We start from the raw sequence: 26,592 nt of genomic DNA, 5'->3' as shown, positions 1-26,592 counted from the left end.
AAGCGATATAGGGTTGTAGATCTCGTGGAGGGAGGCTCAGCTAGCAAGCATGGCGTATTCGAAGTCCGGGCTGATGCAGAGGTTGTTTGCTCACTATTGAACGCCGAGCATCCACGGGAGATGGAAGTACGTTACCGCACCGCTTAACCCCCCGCTGATTGCTGGTCGCCAGAACGCCTAACGTCGAGTAACCGTCTGGCATTGGTGAACGTCTAGAGGATCGGAATGGATCCTCACTCTGACAGGACGCTTTGTAACCGCTCGAGGTTAACCCGCTGGCACTCACGCTCAGCTTCTTCTCGGGTCTGATAGGTTGGCTTAAGCCGCAGCTTTTCCTCATTATCATAGAGGTTGAAGCCAATAGGGGCGGTTTGGCAGTAAAAGCGCGTTCCGTTACGCATCGATCCCGTTTCCGTTGGGACTGCAGGCACAACAACAAATCTCGAATTCATTTTCACGTCCTCTCTGCGCCCCCTCACTATTAGCGGCTATATGCCACCACAGCAAGTAGACTTCAGCAGTTTCCGATGAGAAGCCCAAGCGGCCCGGAAAAGGTTGGCAGGATCGTAAGAAGGGATGAGAGTTTTCCGTCAAGCGCCTGCGCACTGCCTCAGGCGTTCAAGGCCTCACAGATCTTAGGTCGTATGCGTTTGACATAAGCGCAGCGGCGTCGAGTTTAGATAGCACACCAACATCTCTAAATTTCGAAAGCTGGTGGATGATGGCCGCCAGAGCCTCGCTCTCATTCTCTGCAAGGCGTCTGCATAGCATTGTCACCAAATTGGTGGCCTTTTCGCAATCTACAGACGCGCGGGGGTCAAAGCGTTCCGCGATGCTACAAGCCAGCAATCCATACCCTGGGTGTTCCTTGCAAAGCTTCACCAAGCTGTCTAACTGACCAGCATGCGCTGCACCGAAATGGCCCTCTCCCATTTTCTTATCCGACGTCGCCATATCCATCCGTGTGTCTGCTCTGTTGATTGAAGGCTTTGAAGTACAAGTTTGTAGAATAGCGTTTGGAGAAGGTTGGTGCAGCAATCGAGCGGCGTCATGGCGCGACCTTCAAATAAGCCGATTCGCTGCACTCCTTTCACACCATCCACGCGAGCGACCAGCGCCGCCAGTCGTTTCGCAGTACATCCCTGCGCTCAGCAAAGATCCCAATAGTTGACTACGATTGTGCGCGGATACCCGGCAGAGGCCGACGTAAACGAGCCGTTCGCCGTAGCAAATCTCGTTGGATAGGTGCCTCTTCGCCAATGAATCTGGGTGGAACTTTCAAGCGCCGCTGACCCCATACAAGCAGCCCTCAAAAATTTGGGGTGAGCAACTCTGCGCACTGCAGCCCACCTTCCCTGTGGCAGTTAAGAGGACATTTGGATGCTTGTACTTACCGACATGCAGCGTGCGTACCTCAAAAAAATACGAGCCCTCAGTGAAGACCATCAGGGCAACGAAGTATTTGCTGGCCTGACGCTTGAGGAATCCATGCGATTCAATTTTTTGAGCGAGTCGCTCTTGGGACAGGAGCATCGGAAGCAGGCAGACGTCGACGAATATCTCTCTCTCGTCCAAAAGCACGAACATCACCGGCTTCAAGTGCTAGACGCCGAGACGGAGTCGCAGCAAAACAGATTGGCTCGCCATTAAAAATCATCTGACTTCGCTCGATCGGGGCGAAAATCCATAACCGGCGTCAAGGCTTGAATTTCTGAAGCAGCATCACCTGCCCGCTTCTACATTTCACAAATAATTCACATAGTTCAGTCATCATGGTCAGGAACGATCACCTACACGGTGCGTTTATTGATACTCGACGATTGCTAGAAGGCGTGCCAGCAGCGAATTTTCAGCTACGATTGCTGATGGAAGAACATGAGGCTATGACCCTTTTGACTTCCATATGAGCAAACAGTCCAAGGCCTGAGCTCGTGAATCTCACCCATTAGTTCCTCGTTGGAGCCGATTGGCCTAGCGACGTCGCCATGGAGAGGTTTACTGGTGGGCATCGCCTTGAAATTGTAGCTGTGCGGAGACTTTCTGACCCGAGCCGGCCTGCCAATGACACAGAGCAGGTTGAGCAAAAAAAATAAAAACAGATCAAGCAAAATGGTACTGCAATGAATGTCACTCGAAAGTCCCCTCAATCCACATCCTGTCTCAACCTGGCCCTTCAGCGAAACAACCTGCTTTTCAGCGAAGCCCAAAGCTTGAGCTGCGCGGCCCTGGATATCTTGGATCGGCCCTACCTGGATACGGCAGCCTTCAGCCAGTACCAGGAAAAGCGCCGATATGCCGATCTTAAATATGATCACGCCATCGAGCACCTGCGATCGCTCATGACGCAATACCACCTTCCCCGGCACACCCAACATTTTCGATAACACAAGGCCGCCGATTTGGCTTAAGTGGCCATGGATGTCTGATTCAACAGGGAGATGAATCATCATGTATAAAATGAGTGCAGGCTATGCCTGCGTGCTGGTGAAAATGCTTTCGGCGCAAGGATTGGATGTCGACCGTCTTTGCCAGGAGTCTGGGCTTGATATGAAGCTCGCAGCTATACCGGGATCATTCTGCGAACGAAGCACTATCTACCGCCTTTTGGATCTGGCGGCTCACGCTTCCAGCGATCCAAACATCGGTTTGAAATCGGCCGAGCACTTCCATCCAGGCATGTTTCAGATCGTCGGCTATAGCATGATGTCCAGTTCGAACCTCAAAAATGCATTCGAACGACTGGCTCATTTCAGCCCGTTGATCGGCACAGGTTTCACCATGTTTGTTGTCCAGGAACAACAGCATTATCGCCTGGCCACGTTCGATCACCATCAACGCGGCTCGATCAAACCCCGCCAGTACACCGATGCCAGCCTCGGAGCCCTGCTAGGTGTTTACCGCTGGCTGAGTGGCAACAAATCGTTGAGACCGCTGTGTGTGGAATTTAGCTATCCCCAACCGAAAGACATCCATGAGCATCAGCAGCTGTTTGGCTGCGAGCTGCGTTTCGGGGCAGCCTATGACAGCATCCTGTTCGATGGTGAGGAGCTACTGCGTCCGTTGCGCATGGCCAACGAATCATTGGCCAAGCTCCATGAAAGCTATGCCAACGGTCAGCTTGACCTGCTAAATGATTCCACCGTGGTGTGCAGGATTCGTGCGCTGATCGCCGAACGCCTGAGCCAGGCAAAAACACAGCGCCAATGTAATATGGAATCGATTGCGGCCGCGCTGAGCATCAGCAAGCGAACATTGCAACGGGCACTGGAGAAGGCAGGCACGCAGTTCACGGATATCCTGAACCATATGCGTCTGCAGCTGGCCGACTTCTATCTACGCCATTCTCATTTCAATATGCAGCACGTGACTTACCTACTCGGCTTCCACGATCACAGCAGTTTTCACAAGGCTTGCCTGCGCTGGTTCGGCATGACGCCCGGTCAGTATCGAGCCTGTCAAGAATCGCTCGAGGCCAAGGAAAACAAGATTCTTCTAGCCCATTAAGGGAGGTGTTATGCCGTGGGGTGAGCACCTTGGTGCTCATCTTAGTTTGCGCCAGGCGAAATCATCTGGCCGGAAAACCCCAGGCCAGTCTTTGCAGTATTCAAGTCGGGTTTTCGTACACATGCACATAGGCGTCGGGTAAAGGCTTCGACGAGGGCGACGACCATTGCGTCAGCGCATATGCCTGAAAAGAAACCTCAGGCCGTGTCCCTACATCGCGAGCTAAAAGCGACAGAACTCACCATTGATTGGAGGGATTGCCTGCTTCTTTTAAGCCAGGATAATCATCGAGTCCAATCCCAGCTTCATCATCGTTCGTCTGCTCGGTTACGGGTCTATGAACCAGCCCGGCTTCAGCATCAGCACGCATCTGTTCAAGTTCTTTGATGAACGCTTTATCTTGAACCGTGGGCTTAGTGGTGTATCGCTTGCGTTCAGGATCGGGTTGGGCGGCATACGTCGTTACCGCATCAGGGTCGCTCTGCAGCTTTTCTTCAACTTGAGCTTCCAGCATCGCACGAAGGGCATCTTTATCTGGGCGATTTAGCAATTTATTACTCCAGTGACAGGAAGTCAGAGGCAAAAAAGAAGCTGTGCCATTTGCCGGCTGATGAAATCAAAATTGTAGTTTGCTTCATTGAACTCGCCAGAGATCGACAGCTCCCACCGACGGACTCGAAGTCTCAGACAGAATTTCGCCCGCTCGCAGAATTTATCAGATTGGGCGCCAATCGACCGAGCTGCGCCTTCCGTTCTGAATGGACGATTTGAAACCGTTCCATGTTGTGCCGCTGGCACTCATACTCGGCCTCTGCTCGGGTCTGATAGGTGGTCTGCAGCCGCAGCTTTTTCTCGTTGTCGTAGAGATTAAAACCCACGGTAGCGGTTTTACAGTAAGAGCGCGTTCCGTTGCGCATGGATTCCGTATCCGTGGGTAATGCAGGAACAACACCGAATCTCCAGGCCATCTTCACGTCCTCTTCGAGTTCACCGTCGAGCCACACTCTAACTACTAACTATTAGCTGCTACGGACAACTACAGCAAGAAACGCTCCTGCGGATCCGATGAATAGCTCGAGCTTGCGCCAATGGCCCTCGACGGCACATGTGCGCGCTATCGCTTTGGCGGAACACCTTTTCTAATTTATCCGTTGTCATCGCCTTCAGCGCATATGTGCGCTCTTTCTAATCCTCGTCTGCCCTATGACTCCGCCGTGGCCACTTTTCTTTCGGAAAAGCTCACGGCTATACGGGTGACTTTGTACGTTCCATCATTCGGGCGGCCAACCAGGCAACCTTGTCTGATCTTTGCGGGTGGTGACATCCAGTTCCGCCAGCATCAGTCTAAAAGCCCTCATGCGCGTCGAGCATAGCTTCCGCTGAACAGTAAGAGCTTCACGCATTGCCGAAACCTCCAGAGCATAGGCGTGGGCTAATTCCCGTTCCTTTCTGCACTGGAACGCAATCGAGTCCTTGGTCGGCGTCGAAGATTGGCCATCCGCTGATGGAAGTGAATCGCTGGTAGTCATGATTATTCCAGTATGGGCTTGCTGGTAGCTATCCAGACCGAAAGCGGTGCTCATGAAACCGGAATGAGCCTCTTTACTCCGAAAGGGCCGGGTGAACCGACGTCGATATCGTTCCCTGAGATTCCGCATCACTCGCAGGCTTAAACTTGAGATTGACGCGAGGCTGGCACCCGAACGCTGCCAAACCACTCATGGCACCAGAAGGGCTTGATGAATCTCAATAGAAGGAATCGCAACTTCGATACGCCGGCTTTCAAGCCAACCTCTCGTTTTGCTGATATCGAAAATCTGGCCCTGATCCATCAAGGCCAAGAGTAGCTCATCAGAAATTCGGTAGCGTCCACAATCCGGGCAATCCCTCTCTTCCCATGAGCCATGACACTGAATGCGCTCTGCGACACCGACACAAATAAGACAATTCATCACGACCACCAATTTATAGTTGTACCCGATCCGTCGTGGGGCCGCTTGCGACGGTGTGCTCACAGGCACTAGCGCGCGTGCTGATGAGCCTGTTGTTTGGTCGACTGGAAAGATCGAAAGAAAGTTCGGTGCGATGACGCTTTCGGTGCAAATAGGTCGTATCAACCGATCTTGCCTTAGCACTGGCGAGAAGCGGCGGCGCTCCTAGCTCTTTGCCCTTGTTCTTCAGCAGTGCCTGCATCTGCCCGGAGGCGGTCGTTACAGCTATCCGATCAAAAGCGATGGCGGAGCTTGTTATGACGTCTACCCTTACGCTGCTAGACGGATCGGGAGGCGATACTGTTTCTCCCGTTACGCCCCGAAATCACTCAGTGAAAAATGGGAGGAATTCGAAGATGGATGAGCAAAAAATTCGAGAAGCTGCATATCGGCTTTGGGAAAAAGCTGGGAAGCCGCAAGGACAAGACCTAGAGCACTGGTTTACTGCTGAAAAAGCAGCCGGCGAAGAGGATTTTGACCGTTCAACCGCTGGCTCAACGCAAGGTAGCGAAGCTGACCCATCCCAAGCTGGCTCTTAGATGAAGATCAATGACTGGCAGATACCCATCGATAGCGCGCACCGTCGAATGCGCGCTATCGCCGTGACCGAACACTTACCTCTATAGCCCCTGGCGCTTTCAACCGTCCAGGTGACTCCAGGTAACATCGCGTGATCTTTGCGTATTGGACAACCTGGTGCTCAATGGAGACGGCCACGTGATAATCCCTTTGCCTACCAGTACACAACCGATCCTTTGACCTGAGACATCAAACGAATTGTTTTGAACGTCGCGCATCTCGAAATTGGGCATAGACTCAGAGCCTTACCATAGAGATGCCGGCACGTTCTGCCCGGCTAAGGAATTGATGAGTGAACGTAAATTGGGAAGGCCTACTACCAATTCAAGGAGAGATTGTCGTCATCGAAGACGACCCGACGCTGCGTTCGCTGATGGTGGATATCGTGGCTGAAATAGGCGCAAAAGCAGTAGCGTTCGACACCGCTGACGACGCGTTAACCTATCTGTTGAAAGCGCATGATCAGTGCCGGCTGGTGATCGCAGACCACAGTGTTCCGGGGCAGATCCAAGGTATCGAATTCATTGAGATGGTAAGGGGTAAATGGCCTCACATCGGTGCAATTCTGACGTCAGGATATCTGATAGATCCCACAACAGTACCGCCATCAACTACCTATCTGCACAAACCTTGGTCACTGGACGATCTGGTGATCGCGGTGGCGTCCCTCCTGCAGCCCGATCACCCCATCCGTAAGATTTAAGTCGATGTGACCTGGTGGGCTCTGATGCTGCAACTCAACCATTTACCATCGCGCTCACGCACACAGCGTTTTGGCGAGCCGACATTTCAATTCTGAGTTCGCTGATCAAATTTGAAATCGCCCGACTGGACGTGAGAGCCGATGCCAACACCCCGGGGACAAACAATTCTACACGGCCCGAGGATGGCTCAATCATCTTGATCAAAAGCGCCCCTTTGGGGTTCACGGTGCAGGTGCAGGAGCGCGGTAATAAACCGCTCTCAATGATATGTCGGAGCTCAAGAGCGGAAATCATAAGGTTCCTTCACATGGGAAATTTGAACTCAGTTTTGTCTAAGAAACCCAATAGTCAAGGAACGTGCCGAAGCAAAATTCACGACGAATTGTTTCATAGCCATGGCATCGAGCTGACCAGGCTGATTTTTCATTTTTTACTGCTACGCTTGGCTTTTTCATGGAGGAAAATCGATGCCAAATTCAGACCTGCTTCCATCACTGCTTTTTAAGATCAATCAAAACCAGATCGCGCTTGAAGCCGCCGTCATGGAGCTGGCCAATTGGGTCGAGCAGCGCGGATCTTCGGATGTCGCCGGCAACGTTCGTGGAGCTTTAGACACGATTAACAAGAACGAACAGTTCATCAACTTGAGCCTTGCGGTGCTCATGACACCCGAGTGACCTGCCAATAGGTCACGGGCCTGGCTCACGGCCAGCGCAGTCGATCTTCCTAAGAAAATGCACGGCAAGCCATGGGCCTTGAGATACCTGTCGAGCCTTTGCGTTGAACTCAAACGTCACACGTTTCGTCTAGCGCATAAGGGCCGAAACCTAGGCCCACATTCCGGTACGTTGCAAGGACATCGCCATGACTACTACCACCGCACGCTTGAATTACATGCGTGACACCCTACTGGGCCCTATCGCGAAAAGCGTTGAATGCAATGTTGTCATAACGCCTATCACGCCGGGCGCTTTTCAGGTGCAGGTGCTTTCTCCAGTGCCAGATGACTTGCACAAGGCACATTCGATGACCATTTTCATTTCTCCAGGCAAACACTTAACCGGCACGGTCGCTCACACGCGCCCCTTGGAAAATGGTGATTTGGAATTGCAGATCGACGTATGACAATTCATTTCTGAGCTGATGGCTGATTTCGGATATGCCTACATCACCCGTATGGCTACATCCCACTTATGCTGTCGTTCGTTCACTGTGATGCAGCACGGATCGAGTGCCAACATTCATTGCAGGTTGCAATCGGCCCATAACTTACACATTCGATGATGTCCATTTTGGGCACTTGCAGCGATTTGCGACAGGCAGACATCGGCCATTAGCGGACATCCTCTCGCACCTTCAAACGTGATGTGACACCGGAAAATGGAATACCTTTCCGGTCTTGTGTAAACCAAGTTCATTAAATTTTGAGCCGGGGGGGACTGGCGCAAAATCGTCGATCTAGGGGTGGAAAATTTTTGGTGAAAAATGGACATTAGGGATATATCGTCCTTACCTCAAGCGACGAAGGCGTTCGCCGTGACGATATTTGACAGGGAGTTTTCCTGTGCCTCAAAAGAGTGGTGACATATTGGTGTACGGTGTCGCGCTAAATGACGTACGCGACGCGATGTCCTACACGGACGCAGCGACAGGAAAGAGGGTCAAAATACCCGCGTACCGCACTTGGGTGAACATGCTTAAGGTGTGTTACTCCCCCACCGCTCCAGTCGAACACCCCACATATCGCGGCGTTACCGTTTGTGATGAATGGCTACTTTTCTCTGCCTTTCAGCGTTGGTACGACGCGAATTCTGTTGAGGGATATCACCTTAATAGAACCCTGGCTCAACCCGGAAACAAAGTATTCTGTCCAGCCGCTTGCCGATTCGTCCCTCAATACCTAAGCCAACTTGTTAACGATGTCAGCTCGAAGCGTGGCTTTCTATTGGGTGTCTATTACGACCCTGCACAAGAAAAATTCATCTCCACCTGTCATTACAACGGCAAGAAAAGCACGCTCGGTCTTTTCGCCGACTCCCGGCAAGCACACCACGCTTGGCAGCGCTTCAAGGCTGACGCCATCGTCAAAACTGTACAGCGCTACACCGATGAGGCTGTTGTACATGAGGACGTTGTGCAGTCCCTCCTCGACTATGCTCAGCGCCTGATGAGCGATGCTGCTGAGGGTGTTGTAACCTTGGGATTTTCCCCCCATGCCGTCGAGTAATCAACGTCAGCTGGAGTCTGATCCAAATAGCCCAGATATCTCTAACTCGAAGCGGGGCTTTCTGCCCGACTAGCTTTCCTTTGTTCCAAGGCTGATGGCTGTATGCAATAGTGTTCATGGCTCGTCCTCCACGTTAAGGAAGGACTAGGGCGGATCAATCAGAATGAGTGGAGGTTGCTATCCGACCCATAGCTGCCAGTAATTGGTGTCTACAAATTCAGGGGCCATTCAATCGGAGGGCAGTCCTGTGCTGAGTAATCTATGACTGGCGTATCCTCATAATGGAATCTGTGATGGCTTGAGCATTAGTGTCCAGCGTTTCCATGGCCGACACCGCATTAGCGGCGACAACCCCTACCCCATTTTCTGAAAGCCACTTGGTTATTTCTTCTATCGCTGCACCCAGGGCGTGCTGGTTGTGCAAGAGCAAAACGTCCGCCGTGGCAATCTTGCAATCAAAGTTATCTGGCATAGCGGTTGTCCTTGAGGAAAGATGCCGGAAGCCTAGTCCATCTCGCCGTTGGCAGAGCCTGGGCGGGTAATTGCACACATCTCCCCAATTGTTTGCATTTGACCTGTCCAGTCCTTAGGGCCGAATTTGACTATCACGCCCCCTGATTATGACCGGCAGTAGACGACCTGGACTTGCCCCTACAAAACCGGACACCAACTCCCCATTAAATGGATGCCGCTGCCAAGCGCCTGAACTCTCTCGGTGAGCGATAGTTCAAAGCGCTGTGCGGATGCTGCTCGTTGTAATGCTCAAAGGCAATTGCCAGGTTACGCAGCGCCGTTTCTCGATCCGGCTTGGGCATGTGCGCCACATAATCCCGCTTGATCGTCTTCACGAAGCTCTCGGCCATGCCGTTGCTCTGCGGGCTGCGCACTGGGGTGGTCACCGGCTGCAAACCGATCTGCCGAGCAAATAGGCGCGTCTGTTCGGCGGTGTACGCCGAGCCGTTGTCGCTTAGCCACTGCACCGGCATGGCGGGCAGTTGATCACCGAAACGCTTCTCCACACTTTCCAGCATCAAGTCGCGGATATCATCGCCGCTGTACCCGGTCGGGCTCGCGACCCAGCCGATGGCTTCGCGATCACAGCAGTCCAGGGCGAAGGTCACGCTCAGTTTGGCGCCGTCCTCGCAACGGAACTCAAAGCCGTCCGAGCACCAACGTGTATCGCTGGTTTCCACCGCAATTCGGCCTTCGTGCCGACGCGGCACGCCGGGCTGTTTGATTCGGCGCTCAAGCAGCAAGTTGTGATCACGCATGACCCGGTAAACCCGCTTCACGTTGATCGCGGGCAGCAACTGGGTTTCACGGGCGCGACGCAGCAATCCCCAGACACGACGGTAGCCATAGCTGGGCAATTCGCTGACCTGTTGCTGGATTTCGGCCACCAACTCCGCGTCGTTCACAGGCCTGCTTCGCCGTACTTTGGGCGATACCGATTGCTTGATTCGAACCGTTAATTGCGAGCGCGCCACACCGAGACATTCGCTGACCAGCTTCACTGGTCGTCCCCCGGCAACAAGGGTGAGTGCGCAATCCATTTTCGCGACCGGGCGATCTCCACGGCCTCTTTGAGGATTTCTGCTTCCATCGTCTTCTTGCCCAGCATCCGTTGCAGTTCACGGATCTGCTTGAGTGCATCGCTCAGCTCAGAGGCCGGCACCACGGCTTCACCCGCGCTGACCGCCGACAGGCTGCCGTCCTGATAGAGCTTGCGCCACAGGAACAACTGGTTGGCATTGATGCCGTTGCGCCGAGCGACCACCGACACACTTTGTCCTGGCTCAAGGCTCTCGCGAACCATGGCCAGCTTTTGCTCCGGGCTCCAGCGGCGCCGCCGCTCCTGACCCAAAAGCTCCCCACTCTTATCGTTGCTGTTAGTCATAAACATAACCGTTTGCCTATCCCTTATCGTAAGGGGGAAACGGTGTCCTGTCTTTCATGGGGCTCGTACAACGTCCAAGACCCAGCACCACTGTAGGAGGTGCGGCCACGATGGCCCGTCTGGCGCATTTCCTGGTACCGGGGTTCCCGCTCTTGTCAGGATGGTTGACTCGCCTGGGTGTAGAACATGGCCCACAGTCTGAATCGTCATCAGGGAATCTGTTTGCGCCGCCAAGTGGTGTTCGCCGCATTGAAGGTGGGTGGCGTGCAGCCAAGCACAGACCGTCCATCCTGGTTGCTGCAGGCGTGGCATTGTTATTTGGCGGATGTGTATACGCGCTTAATCGCCGTGGACGGCGAGAGCGCTCCCGCTAGCAACTCCTGGCCTCGACTATTAGTGAAGTTTGCCGTTGCAACACTGAACATACAAAGGGCCCTTAAAGGGAGCTAATAGTCGACACTTTTTTATATGAAGGGCATAGCGAAAAGCGGGGGGGCGGCGTTGAAGCTGTTGATAGGCGGATCGTCTCAATTCTACGCAGTCGGCTTTGGTCTGGTTTCTCTGCTTCTGCAGGTGTTCATTCCGTATAAGCGCTACGTGCGGGTAGTGGCTGACACTCGTGTTGCTGGCTTATGTGGGCAGGCTTGGGCCGGTTGGTCGCATGCCCACTCTCATTCCGCTCAGTGATCCAGATGTGAATTCTCAAAATTAAAGGATTGAGGGTTCGATAGCGATGACTCGTTGAGATGTGAACTCCAAGCTGCATACGCGTCCGAATGTCGCGTTACAGCCGTACACCACCTTTCACCGGAAAGATCGCGAGTTGCGACCAACATCATCATTTTGCTAATAGCTGCATCCAGATCTAAAAGCAGCTCATGAGATTTAAATCTAAAGTCGTCCGTTGCGTTCATGTCGGATCCTGTGCTCAGCGGGTCTGACTCGAAGTTAGAAGTCGCAGTACCCACCAAGAATCTTGATTGTGGTTTTTAATGGATCAGCCCGAGCGATGGACGGGAGTCATTTTGTCTGGCTGGAACAGGGGCGTGCCCCCTGGAATCAAATGAACCACTGTTCACGTTTCTTATCCTTTTCTTGAATGGATCACCAACGGTAACGTGACCACGAACTCGCTACCCTTGCCATCACCATCGCTCATGCCGGTAACCTCGCCGCCGTGCGCCTCAACCAGCTCGCGGACTACTGTTAGCCCGATGCCTAAGCCTGTCCCATTGAAGCCGACGGCATGTACGTCCTGAACATAGGAGTCGAAAATAAACGGGAGTGCTTTAGCGGAAATGCCGATTCCATTGTCGGAAATGGTTATTTTCAAAACGTCGGACGCTACCGTTAACGACAGTTTGATCCTACCGTGGGTCGGGGTGTATTTAGCCGCATTCGCCAGAAGGTTGTGGAGAATCTGCGCGAGGCGCCCCGGGTCACCATTTACCATCAAGATGCCGTTGGGAAGATGGGCGTTGAAATGCTGCTCTTGTGCGTCCATTAAAGGGCGGCACGCATCAATGGCCTCACGCAGAATTTGAATCATGTCGACATCGCGGCGATTGAGTCGCAACTTACCAGTGCTGGCACGGGAGACGTCCAGCAGATCGTCGACCAACTGTGACATATGTTGGACTTGGCCTTCGATCAACTCCCGCATCCTCGGCAGCTGATCGCTTGGCAGTCGCACCATACGTTCTGCAATCATGCTGATGGGGGTCAATGGGTTACGTAGCTCATGAGCCACCGTCGCCAGTATGCTTTTTTGCTGACTCAGTGCGCGCTCGGCTACAGCCTGAAGGTCTTGAGCGCTGAGTGCGGCTATGACCAGCTGAGCATTAGCCTCACGCAGTTCCTGGTACAAACGTTGCTCTTCCAAGCGTGGGGCAACTATAGCGTTTGACTGCACCATGAGTTTCGCCGGTACTGGCTGCTGATTGGTCTCAATCACTTGCTCAACCTGCTGGCTATCCACCAGCCGACTGCTGGCGTCGCTCAGCTCTTTTTGCAGTGCTGCTAACACGGCGCGTGCTTCAACGGTTTTCTGGCCAAGCAGGAAGAGTTCGTGAGCGGCATTAGCGATTTCACGCTCATTCGTGCCATCGACATTATTCATGAGTCGGGCTCAAGCATTTTTATCTCCTGGATGTGATACACCTGAAATCCGCTTTGTGGGTCGGCCTCCGAGCAGACCTTCTTGGTCATGGAGCATTTCGCCAATCTGCAAGCCGTTTTCATCGACGCGGTACAAGCGCAGCTCATCGGAGTGGGCACTGGCCCGCACCTTGACCACGGCCATGATGCGCAGTAAGCGGCTCTCTACTTCAATATAGCGTTGGACAATGATCGCGTCGGTGAGAAATGCCGTGCCGTAAGGGCTGAAACGCAAGTCGGTGTAGCGGTCTTCCAGCTCGGAGGTCATCAGCACACTGACCCCGGCACTGGTCAGCGCGGTGACCATGCGCGACAGCGATTCACGGAAGTCTTCGCGGAAGGTCGGCGCCAGCGCCAGCTCGAAGCCCGACAACGAGTCGATCACCACACGAGTGGCTTTCAGGCGAGAGATCTCGGCCAACAGCAACTGGACGATTTCGTCGATGGACAAGTCCGGTGCACGACTGTCCACCAAGCCTACCTGACCGCTTTGGATCAACTGAATAAGGGCGGCATTTTGAAAATGATTGGGCCGTTGTTCGAACACCGCGATCACACCGGTTTCGCCGTTGCGTGCGCCTTCGGCCAGGAAAGACGCCGCCAGAATGCTTTTGCCCGACCCCGACGGCCCGGCCACCAACAAGGAATAACCCCGGGGCAGGCCGCCGCCCAGCATCTCGTCGAGCTGCGGCAGGCCCATTTTCAGGCGTTTGATCGGGAACTCCAGCGGTGCTTCAGTCAGATTTGTCGGTGCTGGGGCGAAGACTTTGATCCCGGACGTCGCAATGCGAAAGGTGTGCAGCCCCGGCAATGTCGGCTGGCCGCGCATCTTCATGATTTCCAGCTTGCGCACCATCGAGTTGCGCTCGACGCTCTGGCGCAGCCAGATCAGGCCATCGGCCACGGTGAAAATCGGGTTGGTGTCGGTTTCGGTGAAATACTCGCCAATCAGGAAGGTCGTCGCCTGCCAAGTGGTCATCAACATGCCCAGTTGCTGAACGAACTGCGGCAGGTTGTTGTTGGGGTTGTCCTGGGTCTGGCTGGCCAGCACCACCGAACGAAACGAGTCGACGAACACCAGCGCTGGAGAGTGCGCCTCGACTTCGCTGACGATGCGCCGCAGCACTTCGTCCAGATTCCCGGCCAGAGTGTCATCGGTCAAGTTGATGTAACGAATCGACTGGTTGATCGCATCGCTGTCGAAAAAATCGAATTGTTGCTGATAACGCAGCATCTTCAGCGGCGGCTCGCCCAATACGGTAAAGAACAGCGCCGGGCGCTCGGGCGTCGCCAGGGCGAACATCATCTGATGCGCCAGGGTGGTTTTGCCACAGCCAGGCGGGCCGGCGATCAGGTTGAACGAAAACTCCGGCAATCCTCCGCCCAGCACCTCGTCCAGTCCTGGCACACCGGTGGCCAGGCGGTTGATAGTCACTTTGGTGCTCATGGCGAATTTTCCTGCGAAGGGGTGTCGCTCAATAAAGGTTCCCACATACCACGAAGCAAACGTGCGGTGAGCGAGGGCCCGATCAGCGTGGTCAGCAGTGCGTAAAAGGTAGTCAGCAACACTTCACCGAAAAATAGCGCATCGGCGTCGCTTTGCTCAACGATTACGGATTTGAGGGCAATCAAATCCATGCCTGCCTGCACTCTGTCACAGGTGCCGGCCAGTCGCGGATGATTGGAAACGCACAGATTGAGGCTGCGGCGATAAAGCGCGACAACCCCTTGCTGGCCGATGATGGGCCTGAGGGCTGCGTCCATATCCTGCAAGGTTGAAATAATTGCGTGGGCGGTCTTTGCAAGATCAGCAATGTCACCGACCCGGCGCGCCAGAGAAGCTACGATCTGGCGGCCCTCTTCGCTTTCCCTGGACATGGCTCACTAATTTTTGCTGGGCACCTATCGATGGTACACCCTATAACCTGTGATCGAGTTTTCATTTGGACGCAGAGCCACTGATCTTCGGAATACCAGCTAGATGGCTGAAGGAAATCCGAGGTGCGAGGTTGATTCCTTCGTCGACGAACTCGACTTGGGTGCGCTCGGTTTTGAGGGCATTGCCTCGGCCAAAGCTGGTCGCCCGGCCTGTCATCAGCGACCAAACAGCAAAGATTTGCCTCTCTGTTTAGGTCTCAAGCACCTGGATTTGTGATTTGAATATAAACCGACCAAATGCCAAGCAATATCCAAAACGTCGCAAAAATCCAAGGTGTGCGAACCGAAAACAGCAACGCCTTTCGGTACCCCTTGTGCGTGGACTCTCGCTCACAAAATAAAGGCGAGTCGTCATACGCCAACCCTATTACGGGCTCGCTATGCAATAGCTCGCTCTGCTTGAAATGCCAGTGGTCAATAATGTCGTATGCCGCGCGAATACCTGGCCAAGCATTCAGCAAACTTAGCACGCCAAGCAACGCAAGAAACGGTGGTACCACTAGCGTGAACAACTTGCCCCACTCTGGGTTGAGATTGCCCATAGAAGAGGCAAATGCGATGACTAAAAAGGACTGGGATGCCAGATAGGCGTCAGTTCGATTGGCCAAGATGCTCGTTTCGTAATGAATCTCTCTACGATAAAAATCCAAGCGCTCCTTCGGCGACCCGAACATCTTCGCATTGCGTTCGTTGAGTGCGGTGTCACTTATCTGGGAAGTCAAAATTCTCGGCAAGGTGGGCTCATCCTGATCAAATATGTGAAGCTCCGGCTTACCACCCATCCCAACCTGCGAATTGAATTGGATATCTCCCACGTCAGCTTTGGTCATTCACTAACGGTTGCCGAAGGGCATTTATTTATGGTTTCACCCTTGCGCTAAACGCTCCGCCATCATCCACGCCTCGAACTCCCGTTCAGCAACCTGCACCAGCCTATGGTCATGGTCATGGTCATGGTCATGGTCATGGTCATGGTCATGGTCATGGTCATGGTCATGGTCATGGTCATGGTCATGGGAAGTCTTGTCCCGCTAAATCCAGAATCACCACCTCATCAACACGCTTCACCTTGACGCTGATCCGCCAGAATTCCTGACCTACATCTCCCTCCCTGCAGATCACATAATTCCATTGCTGAAAGCGTTCGCACCCGTCATACATATAGTGCTTGGTCACGCGCCGCAATGATGGCCGTTTGCTCTACACAGAAAAGGAAAAAGGTATGGATCGTTGTTGACCGAAGGCCCTAGCGATCCATCCGGTCGTGTCGGCAAATTTAAACCAGCCTACGTTCTTGATGTACGATGAGTGAGGATTGTAGATTGTGGATCAGCGAGGACTCTGCGCATCGCGCCCGGTTTTTGCTGGTTCACTCGCAAGAACTCCAACAAACAATCCTTTCGTTCTTGAAATCTCCGCAGTCGATAGTTCGCATAGCCAAGGGCACAGATTTATTGGTGAAGGGTGGTCGAAACCGAGTGCTGGAACGTAGGCTATCCTCATTCCTGAACCAAAAAGGGCTCTCTAGGCCCTTTTTTGTACTCAAACCAAAATCACTTGACCAGCCAGGACTCCACGGTGTCGGAACCGTATTTTGCTTTCCATTCCTTCAGCGTTCGGTGGTTGCCGCCTTTGGTTTCTACGACTTCGCCGGACTCGGGATTTTTGTAGACCTTCACTTGTCGAGGCTTGCGAGTGCTGCTCTTCGACTCCGCAGTGAGTGCGCGACGACCAGCCTTGGGATCAAGTAGATTAACGATGTCTCTCAAGCTGAAGCCGTACTTGGCCAACAGGGCACGTAGCTTTGTTTCGAACTCGATTTCTTGCTTCAGGCCGGCGTCACCCTTGAGAGTTTCGAGGGCTTGGAGCTGCTCGGCCAAGTGTTTTTCAAGCTGACGAAATTCTGCGAGTTTGGACACGGGAAACCTCTTCTGAGTAACGCTCTAACGGTACATCAAAAACAGAAAATGCCGACTTCCAGGGGGTTGGCCGAATCTGGCGCATGCCGATGACCAACGTCATCGACCGGCAACTTGTGGTGCGCAGCAATGCGAGAAAATATCTTGGAACGCTGAGCGAAATGAGGGGGCATCTGTTCCGCGCATGGGTGTAGGTCACCACTATTATTCAAAAATACCTGGCGACTTGTCACAGCGAATTGGGATCGGGGCTTGAAGCCCAGTTCTTCGGACATAGCGCTCTAAACGAGGCAGGAGGTAAGCGATTTGTCTTATTCAACTGAAGATCGAAACGATAGGTGGCGATCTTTCGCTGCGGATACTCTCGCGTTGATCCTATTTTTTACCGTTACAGGCATCCTTAACGAGCGGCTCATTGCGGGGATGGCTTGGGAGCAGGTGCTTCATACCCGACTTCTAGGTGCCGGGCTTATGGTTCTGACTGGCCGCCCATATGGGCTTTGGCGAGACTGGTTCATGAGATTTTCCAGCACGAGTCGAAGTTCCCATATCTTGTGGGACTCGCTCGCTCTCGTAAGCTTCCAGGTACCAATCTATGCAGCCATATTGGCAATCTGCGGGGCTAACGGCGAAGAACTGCTGTATGGATCGCTTGGTGTGACGGTAATTATGCTAACTCTGGGACGACCATATGGAGCTTTCCTGAACTTCGTCAGAGGTCGTTTCGGCCTCCCGGACGGAGGAGAAAAGCCAATGTCGTTGAACATGTGATAGCCATTTTGTGGCTTCGGTAGGGCGATGACGTCCGCTTTAAAATAAGTGGACGCTATTGCCCTTATCGCTCTTGGCGTGTAGTTCAGGTAGGTGCAGGTGACGGGCAATATGCCAACGAAGCCGGCGCCGGATCTCGATGTAGTCATCACGGTGCCGATCGCCCCAGTTCGGCATCTCTTTGGAGAGAGCACAACCAAGTGCGCGGACGCCAGCTTGACCCCCTGTGCTCAAGTGCAAGCGCGTCAGCTCGTCCAACCCAGGTTGTCTTTTGTATTGCGCCAACGCTTGCCCTAGTACCTGATGAAGCGATGCACCGTAGGCACGCAATGCTACTGACCAGACCGTCGCTTCCAGCTCTGACTTTAGCTCCACTTGATTCTCACATTACCCCACCCGCCGAAAACACAACATATAATGGTAAAAAACGAAAATAGAACCGATTAATAGCAATATGTGGATTTTTTTGAAAAAATTGACGGTATTTTGTATTCAAAGCATAAGCAGCAGCCCACGGCTGTAAGTAATGCGATTCCCCTTGGGCCCCCAAGGCCTGCGTTTCAGTTTCAGCTTCTGTTCCAGCTTTCAATCCTGTGGGATTAAAAAGCTAAAGAAAACAGAAGAAAAAACCGGCGGCATCCTATCGGATAAAGGTGTGTGCGGGCAGCGCTGCTTTTCTCTTGCCTTCAAATATATAAACCCTGTTCCATCCTTGTATAAAGGCCCACTCTCACCATCAAGAATTTAATTCTGGAACCCGCTCCGGGTTTTATACTGTGGTTCCCAACAGGGTACCGACTCCTGCTGCCACCGCCATCGAAAGCGCACTCCAAAAAGTCACACGTAAAACCCCATTTTTAATATTCGCCCCACCGACCTTGGCCGCCAAACCGCCAAGGATAGCAAGGAAGACCAACGACGCGACGACGATGACTGGGATGAGATGTTCTTGTGGAACTACTACGACCACGAGTAATGGTAGTGCCGCACCTACGGCAAAGCTTAGCGCAGATGCAAGAGCAGCCTGTAATGGCTTTGCACTCATCGCATCGGTGATTCCCAACTCATCTCGGGCATGCGCCCCCAAGGCGTCGTGATCCATTAGTTTAGTCGCGACTTCTTTTGCAAGCGGCACCTCAAGTCCTCGCTCAACATAAATTCCTGTCAGTTCACGATTCTCGCCCTTCGGATTTTCCTGAATCTCAATTCGCTCCGCCTCTAGGGCAGCCGCTTCCGTGTCGGCTTGGGACTGCACGGAAACGTACTCTCCGGTAGCCATCGACATAGCACCGGCGACGAGAGCAGAGACACCCGCTATAAGGATGCTGTTGTGAGTTGCGTGAGAGGCGGCTACGCCCAAAATCAGACTTGAAGTTGAAACGATTCCGTCATTGGCCCCCAATACGGCAGCGCGCAGCCAACCAATGTTGTCTATTGGGTGTTTCTCTTTATGATGCGCTGCCATTTTGGAATTCTCCGTGTGAAAATTGCATTAGGTCAGGTCTCTGGCGTCATGAGCACCGTGAGATTCATGTTGATGAACGGAGATCCAATCACCGGTAATTACTGAATCAACCGATTAAATTTCAGAAAGATACTTTACGCTGCCAGCATGTCCCAGAACATACCGATCACGGCAAAAAGCCATTACGATAGTACATCGTGTTCAACAAAAAAGGCCCTCGAAGGGCCCTTTTGTACTCAAACCAAAATCACTTGGTCAGCCAGGACTCGATCTTGTCTGAGCCGTATTTCGCTTTCCGCTATTTCAAATTTTGTGATAGTCGCCCTTGGTTCCACGACCTCACCCGATTCCGGATTCTTGTAAACCTACCTCGCGAGGCTTGCGGGTGCCCGATTGCGGCAGGGCAGCCGGAGCGCGACGACCAGCCTGTAGATCAAGCAGGTTGAAGATGTCCTTCAAGCTGTTGCCGTACTTGGTAAGTAAAGCGAGAAGCTTCGTTTCAAATTCGAGGACGCAAACTCAACATCGGAGAAAAAATTATCTGAAACGCGGTGCCGCCGATGTTTGCGTTGGGCTGGTGACTTAGCGAGCCATCCAGATTTTTAACAAGCGAAGTAATTACTTTCATTCCCAACCCCGACATTTTATCCACACCAAAGTCGGCTGGAAGTCCCTTGCCATTGTCACTTACGGTCAGGCAATACTGATGTTCATATGGTGCCAATTGTACATCGACCTTGGTGGCCCCATATTTTAAAGCATTTGTCACCAATTCATTAACGATAAGGCCGAGTCGACTGAGTTGTTCGCTCGCCAAGGCGAGTGGGACGGCTTCGACCGAGATAGCTACCTGATCCCTACAACCTAACATTGCTGATAAGCCAGCACACAGTTGAACCAGATAGTCAGCACTATCGAGCGTCGTGGCAGCCTTACCGACGTTAATATGCTGATGCACATTTGCTACTGCAAATATTTTGGCAGCCGCTCTTGAAATCTCCTTAGCCGCTTCAGAGTTGCCCAGCTGAGCACTCTGAATGCTCAGCATTGACACAATCAAATGGAGGCTATTCATGACTCGATGGTCAATTTCCTCGGCCATCAAGTGGGAATGATTCAGCGCTGCTTCCTTCTCAGCTATGGATCGCATGGCGGAAAGGCGCAGTTCAAGCTGATCCATTACAACGCTAGCAATCCGCCAACGTGTCTATCTGATCTTGGGTAACCGTGCGCGGCTGCGTGTCCAGCACACATAACGTACCGAGATTGAAGCCGTCGTGAGTATGCAGCGGCACACCCAAATAAAATTGAAGACCAAATTCGCCTGCGACAAGGGGATTAGAAAGCGTTCGAGGATCATGCCTAGCGTCTGTTACTAACCAAGGCCCATTCTGTAAGATCGCGGAGGCACAGAGTCCTGGATTGCGGGAAATTTGATTTGCGTCGAGCCCATGATGGGATTTGAACCAGATTCGATCTGTATCGACGATGCTCACGATTGCTATCGGAGTACCGAGAAGGCGCGCTGCTATTGCGGTCACACGATCAAATGCGCCGTCCGGAGGGGAATCAAGAATGGCGTACCTACGAACGACGTTCATCCGAAGGGATTCATCTGGAGCTGTTTCACTGGAGCTAACGGAATGAGGCGTGGTGTTCGCAGTCATTTTTACTCCCGAACGGCTCAAGGTCACTGCTTTAAGTGGGTTATCCGATGGAATGCCCGCTTTCAAACCGTTGCACCAAGGTCGCACTCGATTGATGGCCTGGATGGCAGCAGAACGATGTATGGTCTCACGTTTGTATAAGCCATGTCAGGCACGCACACAAACCGATGCAATCAGTGGGGTGGTGGCAATGATCCCGCTGCCCGCAGGTCACGCCCTTACCCACCTACCGGATTGTAAAATCCGTGCCAGGGAACCGACAAGCACCAACAGGGCAGATTCCGCGCTTGCGCGAGTAAGCCTTCCGGTGAGTAACGGATGGTGCAAACTGGCTCACCATTCTTTGGCGAATCGAGGCTAAGGTTCATGTATTGGAGATTCAAATTCCACGACTAGCCCGTTTTCATCGCCCCCGTGGAGCTACTCAGAGGATGTAACGCTTTAGATGGGCAGGACTCACACAATTCAATGATTATCTAAAAACCAAAAAAGAGGTGATGATGTCTCCCTTTGATATTCAACGGATGTTGATAGATGAGTTTCCACTAACATTTTTGCTAGAGGTAGGGTTTCGGGCAGCTTTTGCCTTTCTTGCCGTTTTCTTGTTCTTAAAATCAAGTGGCCGACGCGGGATAAGACAGCTCTCACTTTTTGAGTTGGTCGTGATTTTGACGTTGGGCTCCGCTGCCGGAGACGTGTCCTTCTACCATGATGTACCACTGTTGCCCGTTGCAGTCGTTTTCCTCACGCTGTTGCTGCTCTATCGCATGACGGTTTGGGTCATGACCAAAAGCAAGAAATTTGAAGCATGGATTGATGGTCTACCTGTAACCGTCATTCGCAATGGCTTATATGAACTTAAATCCTTAGAGAAGCTGAATATTTCATCGAGCGAAATATTGATGGAGCTTCGACAACGGGGCGTTGAGCACTTAGGCCAAGTAAGATTGGCGCTTATGGAAACAGATGGCGACATCAGTCTTTATTTTTACGATCAAGAAGACCTGCGCCCTGGCTTGTCAGTCCTACCTTTAGAACATCGTGCGGAGTTTATAAAAGTGCCCGCTTCGGGACTTTATTGCTGCGTGAGTTGTGGCTTTGCACAATCTATTCTTGAAGAACACGAAGCACGCTGCTCGCGGTGCGATCATGACATCTGGTCAAAGGCGCTGAGCACCCAACGCTGTAGGTGATGGTTGCTGGAAACAATCCCACCAGGCATCAGTCAAATCCACAGGCGCCAGCATTTTGAGGGGAACAGATGAAGGTATTCATAAGCTCGGTGGTAAGGGGATTTGAGCAATTCAGAGCGGCTGCCAAGGACGCCGTCGAAGCTCTGGATATGAAGCCGATCATGAGCGAGCATTTTGGAGCCCGCACCTATTCTTCCGTGCATGCCTGCCTGACAGAGGTTGATCAGTGCGACGTCTTTGTCCTCATCTTGGGCGCTAACTACGGCTACGAGCCTGAGCCGGGTCTGTCGGTTAGCCTTGGCGATTGCCTCTCACCACACTCAAGAATTCGACATTAGCCCCTTCGTGCTGGGCCTTCTGCTGTCCTCCTTTTTATGGCTTTACCTCTTCGCACTCATACCCATGGGAATGCTGGAGGATCGATACGATACTCGGCTGGTCAACGCCTGGGGCATCGGCGTCTGGTCTGTCGCCCCCCTCCTCTCTGCAGCATCAGGGGGTTTCTTCTCCATGCTGATCACTCGTTTGCTGATGGGTGTCGGAGGGTCGACTTCGTACCCCGCCGGGGGACGCGCTCTGCGCGAATGGGTGCCTGCCGGCGAGCGCGGAATGGCGACCTCACTGTTCCATGCCGGCAGCCTGATAGGCCCGGGGATTGCTGCGTTGGGCCCGAGCATTGTCGTCAACAGTTACGAATGGCGTGTTGCCTTCGTCATACTGCCGCTGTTCGATTCTTATGGCTGGCTGCCTGGCTGATATGGTTCAGGCAACCTGAAGTCGCGCGCTGGTTACATCCGCTTCAGGCGCTGCTCGCTGTCGTTAGGAATCTTGCTGCCTGAGCTAAGAGGCATAATTAAAACTTTAGCTGGGAAGGGGTGGATGGCTCGGCAATGTGCTCACTGCCGCCCGCCTTCGGGCCTGGCCTCATTTCACGGAAAAACATTCGCCGATACTCAGAAGGCGATGTGCCGAGGTGACCACCGAACTGTTGTCTCAACGACAAAGGCGTTCCGAAACCCGCCTCACCGGCGACACACTCGATAGGTAGGTCGGTCGTTTCGAGCAGCTGTTGTGCTCTGGCGACTCGCTCAGCATTCAACCATTTAGAGACGGTACTGCCAGTGGCCTCCCTAAAGCGACGAGTAAACGTGCGCCTACTCATTTTCGCCATGTCTGCCAGGACGTCGAGCGATAGATCACTGGCTAGGTTCATTCGGGCCCACGCCAGTACATCAGACAAATGAGCCTCGCTAGACAGTTGCGGCACAGGATGCTCTACGTATTGAGCTTGGCCTCCTTGCCTATGCGGCGGCGTCACCAGCATCTTCGCGGTGCGATTCGCGACATCAGCACCGAGTCGCTGGCGTATCAGATGCAGGCAACAATCGATTGCCGCCACGGTTCCCGCAGAGGTCATGATGTTGCCATCACTGACATAGAGCACTTCGGGCCTGAAACGAACTTCAGGGAAGCGTCGCGCAAACTCGTCTCTGACTGCCCAGTGAGTGGTTGCTTCTTTGCCATCAAGCAGCCCGGCATCGCCGAGCACGAATGCTCCCAGACATAACCCGACGATGAGCTTTTCTTGGGCATTTGCGAGCTGTAAGGCTTTCACAAGCTGTGCAGATGCAGCGACCGATTGATCTCCCCACGCCGGAATGACAATTACGTCGGATGCCTCCATCAACTCTAGGCCGTGAGTGACAGCTAAGCCAATGCCTTGGTCGCTACTCACCATTCCTGGCGTCTCTGCGCAGTAACTCACCTCGTATTGAGGTTCACCAGGTGCCGATTGCGCCGTCCCCAACACCACGCCTGGCACAGAAAGATGGAACAGGCTTACGCCGTTGAAAGCTAGAACAGCAACACGTATGGATTGCATCAGGCAGCTTCGGATTGGCCGTGTATTGGCTCATATGTGTCCCCCACAGGAATTATGGACGACCGCTCATGCCTACGAATTTCCACGGAGGAAAGGGATACACAGCCCGCCCGTCCACATCACTAAAAAAAGATGACCACTTGGCCCGATTATATCTAAATATGTCATTCAGGCCACTGTTAGGCCTCAAAACATTCGGCAAGAATGGTGTCATCAATGTGATCAACAGGATTAATCTCATAAATTTCAGAACTTTTCCCCTTATCCTCAGCATTGCTTGCGCTGCAGCGGCCATACCGGCATTCGCGGACACAAGTGCGCCCAAATCGCCTGACGCATCTCATAAAGTGGATTTGCAGCAAGTTCGTAACGCCACCGTGAAAATCTCCTACGGCGGCACCACCTTCCTGATCGACCCGATGCTGGCCAAGAAGGGAGCCTATCCTGGATTTGAAAATACCTATCGGAGCAACCTGCGCAACCCCCTGGTCGATCTGACCGAGTCGCCCGAAAAAGTGATCTCTGGTGTTGACGCCGTCATCGTCACTCATACCCATCTTGACCACTGGGACGATGCCGCACAAAAAGCACTGCCGAAAGACATTCCCCTGTTCACGCAGCATGAAGAAGACGCACAGCTGATTCGCTCCCAAGGTTTCAAGAATGTACGCGTACTGACTGACGAAGCTGAATTCGGCGGCGTCAAAATCACCAAGACCGGTGGTCAGCATGGCACTGACGAAATGTATGCCGTACCAGCTTTAGCTAAACCTCTTGGCGAAGCAATGGGCGTTGTTTTTCAAGCGCCAGGCTACAAGACCCTCTACCTCGCCGGTGACACTATCTGGCGTAAAGAGGTCGACCAGGCCATCGAGAAATATCACCCCGAAGTCATCGTACTCAATGCCGGGAAAGCAAAGATGACCGGGTATGAGGGTTCGATCATCATGGGCGAGGAAGATGTTCTCCACGCCTCGAAGGCTGCGAAAAACGCGAAAATCGTCGCCGTGCACATGGACGCAATCAATCACATGTCCCTGACCCGTGAAGAGCTGCGCACCTACGTCAAGAAGCAAGGTATTGAGAGTCGCGTAGATATTCCGGAAGACGGCGCTTCGCTGGAGTTCTGATTCAAACCATGTTGGCCGCGTTAAAAGGCAGCTTACTTACCCGCAAGCCATTTCAGCCTTTGCGACAACGTCACTTTGATAATTTGACTGGAGATCGTTCATGAAACGAGGTCTTGTAGTAGTTGATCTGCAAAACGAATACCTGCCCACTGGCAAATTGCCTTTGACAGGCATCGAAGCAGCTGTCGCGAATGCTATCCGGGTGATCAGCCACGCACGAAATACAGGTATTCCAGTTTTTCACATACGGCATGACGCCGATAATGAGGGTGCCACAATATTTATCAAGGGATCCATCGGCGCGGAAATTCAGCCAGCAGTAGCCCCTGCTGGTCAAGAACCCGTGATTGTTAAAAAACATATCAACGCCTTCAGAGAAACTGATCTCAAGAAGCAGCTGGACGCCTTCGATGTCCAAGATATTGTGGTCATAGGTGCAATGAGCCACATGTGCATCGACGCCGTAGTACGCGCTGCGGCGGACATGGGTTATCCGGTTACTGTGCTGCATGACGCCTGCGCCACCCTGGATCTCACATTTCGCGGCGTGACCGTGCCCGCCGCTCACGCGCATGCGGCGATGATGGCAGCTTTTGAGTTCGGCTACGGCACCGTTAAATCTGTGGACGATTACCTCTCGGCTTAAACGCGTAACAATTCAGTTTTTGGGGGCCTGTGGGCCCTTGTTATGTGGGCTCGATGCTGGCAAGAAGTGCGCTACTGCTCTAAACGCTGCCAGCGCAGCAAACCTATCAAACAATGAATTAAAAAAAGGGCCCTTCTCGGGCCCTTTTGTACTCAAACCAAAATCATTTGGCGAGCCACGACTCCACAGTGTCTGAACCGTATTTCGCTTTCCACTCTTTCAGAATTTTGTGGTTGCCACCTTTCGTTTCCACGACTTCGCCGGATTCCGGATTTTTGTAAACCTTCACCTGGCGGGGCTTGCGAGTGCTGCTCTTCGACTCCGCAGCGGGTGCGCGACGATCAGCCTTGGGATCAAGTAGGTTAACGATGTCTCTCAAGCTGAAGCCGTACTTTGCCAACAAGGCACGGAGCTTTGTTTCGAACTCGATTTCTTGCTTCAAGCCGACATCACCTTTCAAGGCTTCAAGCGCTTGGAGCTGCTCGGCCAAGTGTTTTTCGAGCTGACGAAATTCTGCAAGTTTGGACATGGATATCTCTCCGTGATTGTTATCCTAACGTTACACCAAAAACAGTGTTTTGTTTTGAATAAAAAGCGCCTTTCCTTGCTCTGTAAGTCGCCCAACGCAACGTCAGCTTTGATCGCTAAGCCTGTCACTTTAAGAAAAAAGACAGGCTTTATGCTCACCTCTCCGCCATTAAACTGGTCATCTAGGATGAACAATCGCGCGATACAGAATGCTAGTAAGTGGTTCTCAACATCTTCCGCGCACCATGACCACCTGCCCGCTTGGCAGAGGTGTCTCTATCGCTCCCCCTTCGTGTTGCCTGAGTTCCGAATACAATCCTTGGTTTCCGCCACTTACGCCTTCAGGATTTTTGCGAGATCGGACAACGTGAGAAAACGCCAAAATGCGTGCCAA

At 52.8% G+C, this 26,592-nt stretch carries 32 protein-coding genes and 2 pseudogenes; 15 read left to right on the top strand and 19 right to left on the bottom strand.

Features of this window, described 5'->3' with window-relative positions; translation table 11 throughout:
* Window positions 1-1,380: 1,380 nt before the first annotated feature.
* Entirely contained in the window at window positions 1,381-1,650 is a 270-nt protein-coding gene (locus ACA041_RS11280) for a hypothetical protein (protein WP_497441162.1), read from the top strand.
* Window positions 1,651-1,853: 203 nt separating this feature from the next.
* On the opposite strand, the gene ACA041_RS11275 is transcribed toward ACA041_RS11280, so the two are convergent.
* The gene (locus ACA041_RS11275) at window positions 1,854-2,450 is read right to left on the bottom strand and encodes a hypothetical protein (RefSeq protein WP_497441161.1); all 597 of its coding nucleotides are present in this window, start codon (window positions 2,448-2,450) and stop codon (window positions 1,854-1,856) included.
* Here ACA041_RS11275 and ACA041_RS11270 point away from each other — a divergent pair.
* Window positions 2,449-3,504 carry an AraC family transcriptional regulator gene (locus tag ACA041_RS11270; protein WP_497441160.1) on the top strand — a complete coding sequence of 352 codons (1,056 nt, stop codon included), beginning with the start codon at window positions 2,449-2,451 and terminating at the stop codon, window positions 3,502-3,504. The two genes, ACA041_RS11275 and ACA041_RS11270, sit on opposite strands and share 2 nt — an antisense overlap.
* A gap of 238 nt (window positions 3,505-3,742) precedes the next feature.
* Here ACA041_RS11270 and ACA041_RS11265 read toward each other — a convergent pair whose 3' ends face one another.
* From ACA041_RS11265 to ACA041_RS11255, 3 genes are all read right to left on the bottom strand, one after another.
* Entirely contained in the window at window positions 3,743-4,054 is a 312-nt protein-coding gene (locus ACA041_RS11265) for a hypothetical protein (RefSeq protein WP_497441159.1), read from the bottom strand.
* Window positions 4,055-4,187: 133 nt separating this feature from the next.
* Window positions 4,188-4,472 (bottom strand): hypothetical protein, encoded by a 285-nt coding sequence (locus ACA041_RS11260; RefSeq protein WP_497441158.1) that lies wholly within the window; start codon window positions 4,470-4,472, stop codon window positions 4,188-4,190.
* 303 nt (window positions 4,473-4,775) lie between these two features.
* Window positions 4,776-5,033, bottom strand: coding sequence for a hypothetical protein (locus tag ACA041_RS11255; RefSeq protein WP_497441157.1), 258 nt, complete (start codon window positions 5,031-5,033; stop codon window positions 4,776-4,778).
* An 818-nt stretch (window positions 5,034-5,851) separates the two neighbouring features.
* Here ACA041_RS11255 and ACA041_RS11250 point away from each other — a divergent pair.
* Both ACA041_RS11250 and ACA041_RS11245 read left to right on the top strand, forming a co-directional pair.
* On the top strand, window positions 5,852-6,034 hold the full coding sequence (locus ACA041_RS11250) for a DUF2934 domain-containing protein (RefSeq protein ID WP_497441156.1): 183 nt from the start codon (window positions 5,852-5,854) through the stop codon (window positions 6,032-6,034).
* 332 nt (window positions 6,035-6,366) lie between these two features.
* A complete protein-coding gene (locus tag ACA041_RS11245) occupies window positions 6,367-6,777 on the top strand; it encodes a response regulator (RefSeq protein ID WP_497441155.1) in 411 nt (136 codons plus the stop codon).
* A gap of 34 nt (window positions 6,778-6,811) precedes the next feature.
* Here ACA041_RS11245 and ACA041_RS11240 read toward each other — a convergent pair whose 3' ends face one another.
* Window positions 6,812-7,072 carry a DUF1652 domain-containing protein gene (locus tag ACA041_RS11240; RefSeq protein ID WP_497441154.1) on the bottom strand — a complete coding sequence of 87 codons (261 nt, stop codon included), beginning with the start codon at window positions 7,070-7,072 and terminating at the stop codon, window positions 6,812-6,814.
* A 173-nt stretch (window positions 7,073-7,245) separates the two neighbouring features.
* Here ACA041_RS11240 and ACA041_RS11235 point away from each other — a divergent pair, with 173 nt between their 5' ends.
* From ACA041_RS11235 to ACA041_RS11225, 3 genes are all read left to right on the top strand, one after another.
* Window positions 7,246-7,455 carry a hypothetical protein gene (locus tag ACA041_RS11235; RefSeq protein WP_497441153.1) on the top strand — a complete coding sequence of 70 codons (210 nt, stop codon included), beginning with the start codon at window positions 7,246-7,248 and terminating at the stop codon, window positions 7,453-7,455.
* A gap of 187 nt (window positions 7,456-7,642) precedes the next feature.
* A complete protein-coding gene (locus ACA041_RS11230; protein ID WP_497441152.1) occupies window positions 7,643-7,903 on the top strand; it encodes a hypothetical protein in 261 nt (86 codons plus the stop codon).
* A 439-nt stretch (window positions 7,904-8,342) separates the two neighbouring features.
* Window positions 8,343-9,005, top strand: coding sequence for a hypothetical protein (locus ACA041_RS11225; RefSeq protein WP_497442216.1), 663 nt, complete (start codon window positions 8,343-8,345; stop codon window positions 9,003-9,005).
* Here ACA041_RS11225 and ACA041_RS11220 read toward each other — a convergent pair.
* The 8 genes and pseudogenes from ACA041_RS11220 to ACA041_RS11185 all read right to left on the bottom strand — a co-directional run.
* Window positions 8,998-9,123 (bottom strand): annotated as a pseudogene (locus ACA041_RS11220) (integrase); the annotation flags it as partial. The gene ACA041_RS11225 and the pseudogene ACA041_RS11220 sit on opposite strands and share 8 nt — an antisense overlap.
* A gap of 141 nt (window positions 9,124-9,264) precedes the next feature.
* Window positions 9,265-9,477, bottom strand: coding sequence for a hypothetical protein (locus tag ACA041_RS11215; protein WP_497441151.1), 213 nt, complete (start codon window positions 9,475-9,477; stop codon window positions 9,265-9,267).
* A gap of 205 nt (window positions 9,478-9,682) precedes the next feature.
* Window positions 9,683-10,902, bottom strand: a protein-coding gene (locus ACA041_RS11210) for an IS3 family transposase (RefSeq protein WP_497434342.1) whose coding sequence is annotated in 2 segments (ribosomal slippage) — window positions 9,683-10,557 and window positions 10,557-10,902 — 1,221 coding nt in all. Because the reading frame shifts where the segments join, the coding sequence is not laid out codon by codon here.
* Window positions 10,903-11,986: 1,084 nt separating this feature from the next.
* Window positions 11,987-13,021, bottom strand: a complete 1,035-nt coding sequence (locus ACA041_RS11205) for a sensor histidine kinase (RefSeq protein WP_497441150.1) — start codon at window positions 13,019-13,021, stop codon at window positions 11,987-11,989.
* A gap of 9 nt (window positions 13,022-13,030) precedes the next feature.
* Complete coding sequence (locus ACA041_RS11200) at window positions 13,031-14,506, bottom strand: ATPase domain-containing protein (protein WP_497441149.1); 1,476 nt, start codon at window positions 14,504-14,506, stop codon at window positions 13,031-13,033.
* Window positions 14,503-14,937 (bottom strand): hypothetical protein, encoded by a 435-nt coding sequence (locus tag ACA041_RS11195; protein ID WP_497441148.1) that lies wholly within the window; start codon window positions 14,935-14,937, stop codon window positions 14,503-14,505. The genes ACA041_RS11200 and ACA041_RS11195 overlap by 4 nt, the downstream gene beginning before the upstream one ends.
* Window positions 14,938-15,194: 257 nt before the next feature.
* A complete protein-coding gene (locus ACA041_RS11190) occupies window positions 15,195-15,731 on the bottom strand; it encodes a hypothetical protein (RefSeq protein WP_497442051.1) in 537 nt (178 codons plus the stop codon).
* A gap of 158 nt (window positions 15,732-15,889) precedes the next feature.
* Entirely contained in the window at window positions 15,890-16,012 is a 123-nt protein-coding gene (locus ACA041_RS11185) for a hypothetical protein (protein ID WP_497441147.1), read from the bottom strand.
* Window positions 16,013-16,168: 156 nt separating this feature from the next.
* Here ACA041_RS11185 and ACA041_RS11180 point away from each other — a divergent pair.
* Window positions 16,169-16,484, top strand: a pseudogene (locus tag ACA041_RS11180) (hypothetical protein); the annotation flags it as partial.
* Window positions 16,485-16,550: 66 nt separating this feature from the next.
* Here ACA041_RS11180 and ACA041_RS11175 read toward each other — a convergent pair.
* Window positions 16,551-16,916 carry a histone-like nucleoid-structuring protein, MvaT/MvaU family gene (locus ACA041_RS11175; protein ID WP_497441146.1) on the bottom strand — a complete coding sequence of 122 codons (366 nt, stop codon included), beginning with the start codon at window positions 16,914-16,916 and terminating at the stop codon, window positions 16,551-16,553.
* A gap of 306 nt (window positions 16,917-17,222) precedes the next feature.
* Here ACA041_RS11175 and alaE point away from each other — a divergent pair, with 306 nt between their 5' ends.
* The gene (gene alaE, locus ACA041_RS11170) at window positions 17,223-17,687 is read left to right on the top strand and encodes an L-alanine exporter AlaE (protein ID WP_497441145.1); all 465 of its coding nucleotides are present in this window, start codon (window positions 17,223-17,225) and stop codon (window positions 17,685-17,687) included.
* A 769-nt stretch (window positions 17,688-18,456) separates the two neighbouring features.
* Here alaE and ACA041_RS11165 read toward each other — a convergent pair.
* The 3 genes from ACA041_RS11165 to ACA041_RS11155 form a co-directional block, all read right to left on the bottom strand.
* Window positions 18,457-19,152: a VIT1/CCC1 transporter family protein gene (locus tag ACA041_RS11165; RefSeq protein WP_109631392.1), complete on the bottom strand. Its 696-nt coding sequence runs from the start codon at window positions 19,150-19,152 to the stop codon at window positions 18,457-18,459.
* 499 nt (window positions 19,153-19,651) lie between these two features.
* A complete protein-coding gene (locus ACA041_RS11160) occupies window positions 19,652-20,332 on the bottom strand; it encodes a sensor histidine kinase (RefSeq protein WP_497441144.1) in 681 nt (226 codons plus the stop codon).
* Window positions 20,333-20,339: 7 nt separating this feature from the next.
* On the bottom strand, window positions 20,340-20,819 hold the full coding sequence (locus tag ACA041_RS11155) for a GAF domain-containing protein (protein WP_497441143.1): 480 nt from the start codon (window positions 20,817-20,819) through the stop codon (window positions 20,340-20,342).
* Between the two features lie 500 nt (window positions 20,820-21,319).
* Between ACA041_RS11155 and ACA041_RS11150 the strand changes: the two genes are divergently transcribed.
* The 3 genes from ACA041_RS11150 to ACA041_RS11140 all read left to right on the top strand — a co-directional run bounded on the left by ACA041_RS11150 (window position 21,320) and on the right by ACA041_RS11140 (window position 22,768).
* On the top strand, window positions 21,320-22,012 hold the full coding sequence (locus tag ACA041_RS11150) for a DUF421 domain-containing protein (RefSeq protein WP_497266493.1): 693 nt from the start codon (window positions 21,320-21,322) through the stop codon (window positions 22,010-22,012).
* A 68-nt stretch (window positions 22,013-22,080) separates the two neighbouring features.
* The gene (locus ACA041_RS11145) at window positions 22,081-22,350 is read left to right on the top strand and encodes a DUF4062 domain-containing protein (RefSeq protein ID WP_497266495.1); all 270 of its coding nucleotides are present in this window, start codon (window positions 22,081-22,083) and stop codon (window positions 22,348-22,350) included.
* A gap of 7 nt (window positions 22,351-22,357) precedes the next feature.
* Entirely contained in the window at window positions 22,358-22,768 is a 411-nt protein-coding gene (locus tag ACA041_RS11140) for an MFS transporter (protein WP_497273557.1), read from the top strand.
* 97 nt (window positions 22,769-22,865) lie between these two features.
* Here the strand turns inward: ACA041_RS11140 and ACA041_RS11135 are convergent, their stop codons facing one another.
* Window positions 22,866-23,894 carry a GlxA family transcriptional regulator gene (locus tag ACA041_RS11135; protein ID WP_497441142.1) on the bottom strand — a complete coding sequence of 343 codons (1,029 nt, stop codon included), beginning with the start codon at window positions 23,892-23,894 and terminating at the stop codon, window positions 22,866-22,868.
* Between the two features lie 239 nt (window positions 23,895-24,133).
* Here ACA041_RS11135 and ACA041_RS11130 point away from each other — a divergent pair, with 239 nt between their 5' ends.
* The 3 genes from ACA041_RS11130 (at window position 24,134) to ACA041_RS11120 (ending at window position 25,787) form a co-directional block, all read left to right on the top strand.
* On the top strand, window positions 24,134-25,024 hold the full coding sequence (locus tag ACA041_RS11130) for an MBL fold metallo-hydrolase (RefSeq protein ID WP_497442050.1): 891 nt from the start codon (window positions 24,134-24,136) through the stop codon (window positions 25,022-25,024).
* Window positions 25,025-25,124: 100 nt separating this feature from the next.
* Window positions 25,125-25,670, top strand: a complete 546-nt coding sequence (locus tag ACA041_RS11125) for a cysteine hydrolase family protein (protein WP_497441141.1) — start codon at window positions 25,125-25,127, stop codon at window positions 25,668-25,670.
* A 42-nt stretch (window positions 25,671-25,712) separates the two neighbouring features.
* Window positions 25,713-25,787, top strand: a complete 75-nt coding sequence (locus ACA041_RS11120; protein WP_497442049.1) for a DUF2256 domain-containing protein — start codon at window positions 25,713-25,715, stop codon at window positions 25,785-25,787.
* A 46-nt stretch (window positions 25,788-25,833) separates the two neighbouring features.
* Here ACA041_RS11120 and ACA041_RS11115 read toward each other — a convergent pair whose 3' ends face one another.
* Entirely contained in the window at window positions 25,834-26,199 is a 366-nt protein-coding gene (locus tag ACA041_RS11115) for a histone-like nucleoid-structuring protein, MvaT/MvaU family (RefSeq protein ID WP_497441140.1), read from the bottom strand.
* Between the last annotated feature and the right edge of the window lie 393 nt (window positions 26,200-26,592).

The sequence above is a fragment of the Pseudomonas sp. LBUM1676 genome, assembly GCF_059695605.1.
This window is presented reverse-complemented; position numbering and strand designations above follow the sequence as displayed.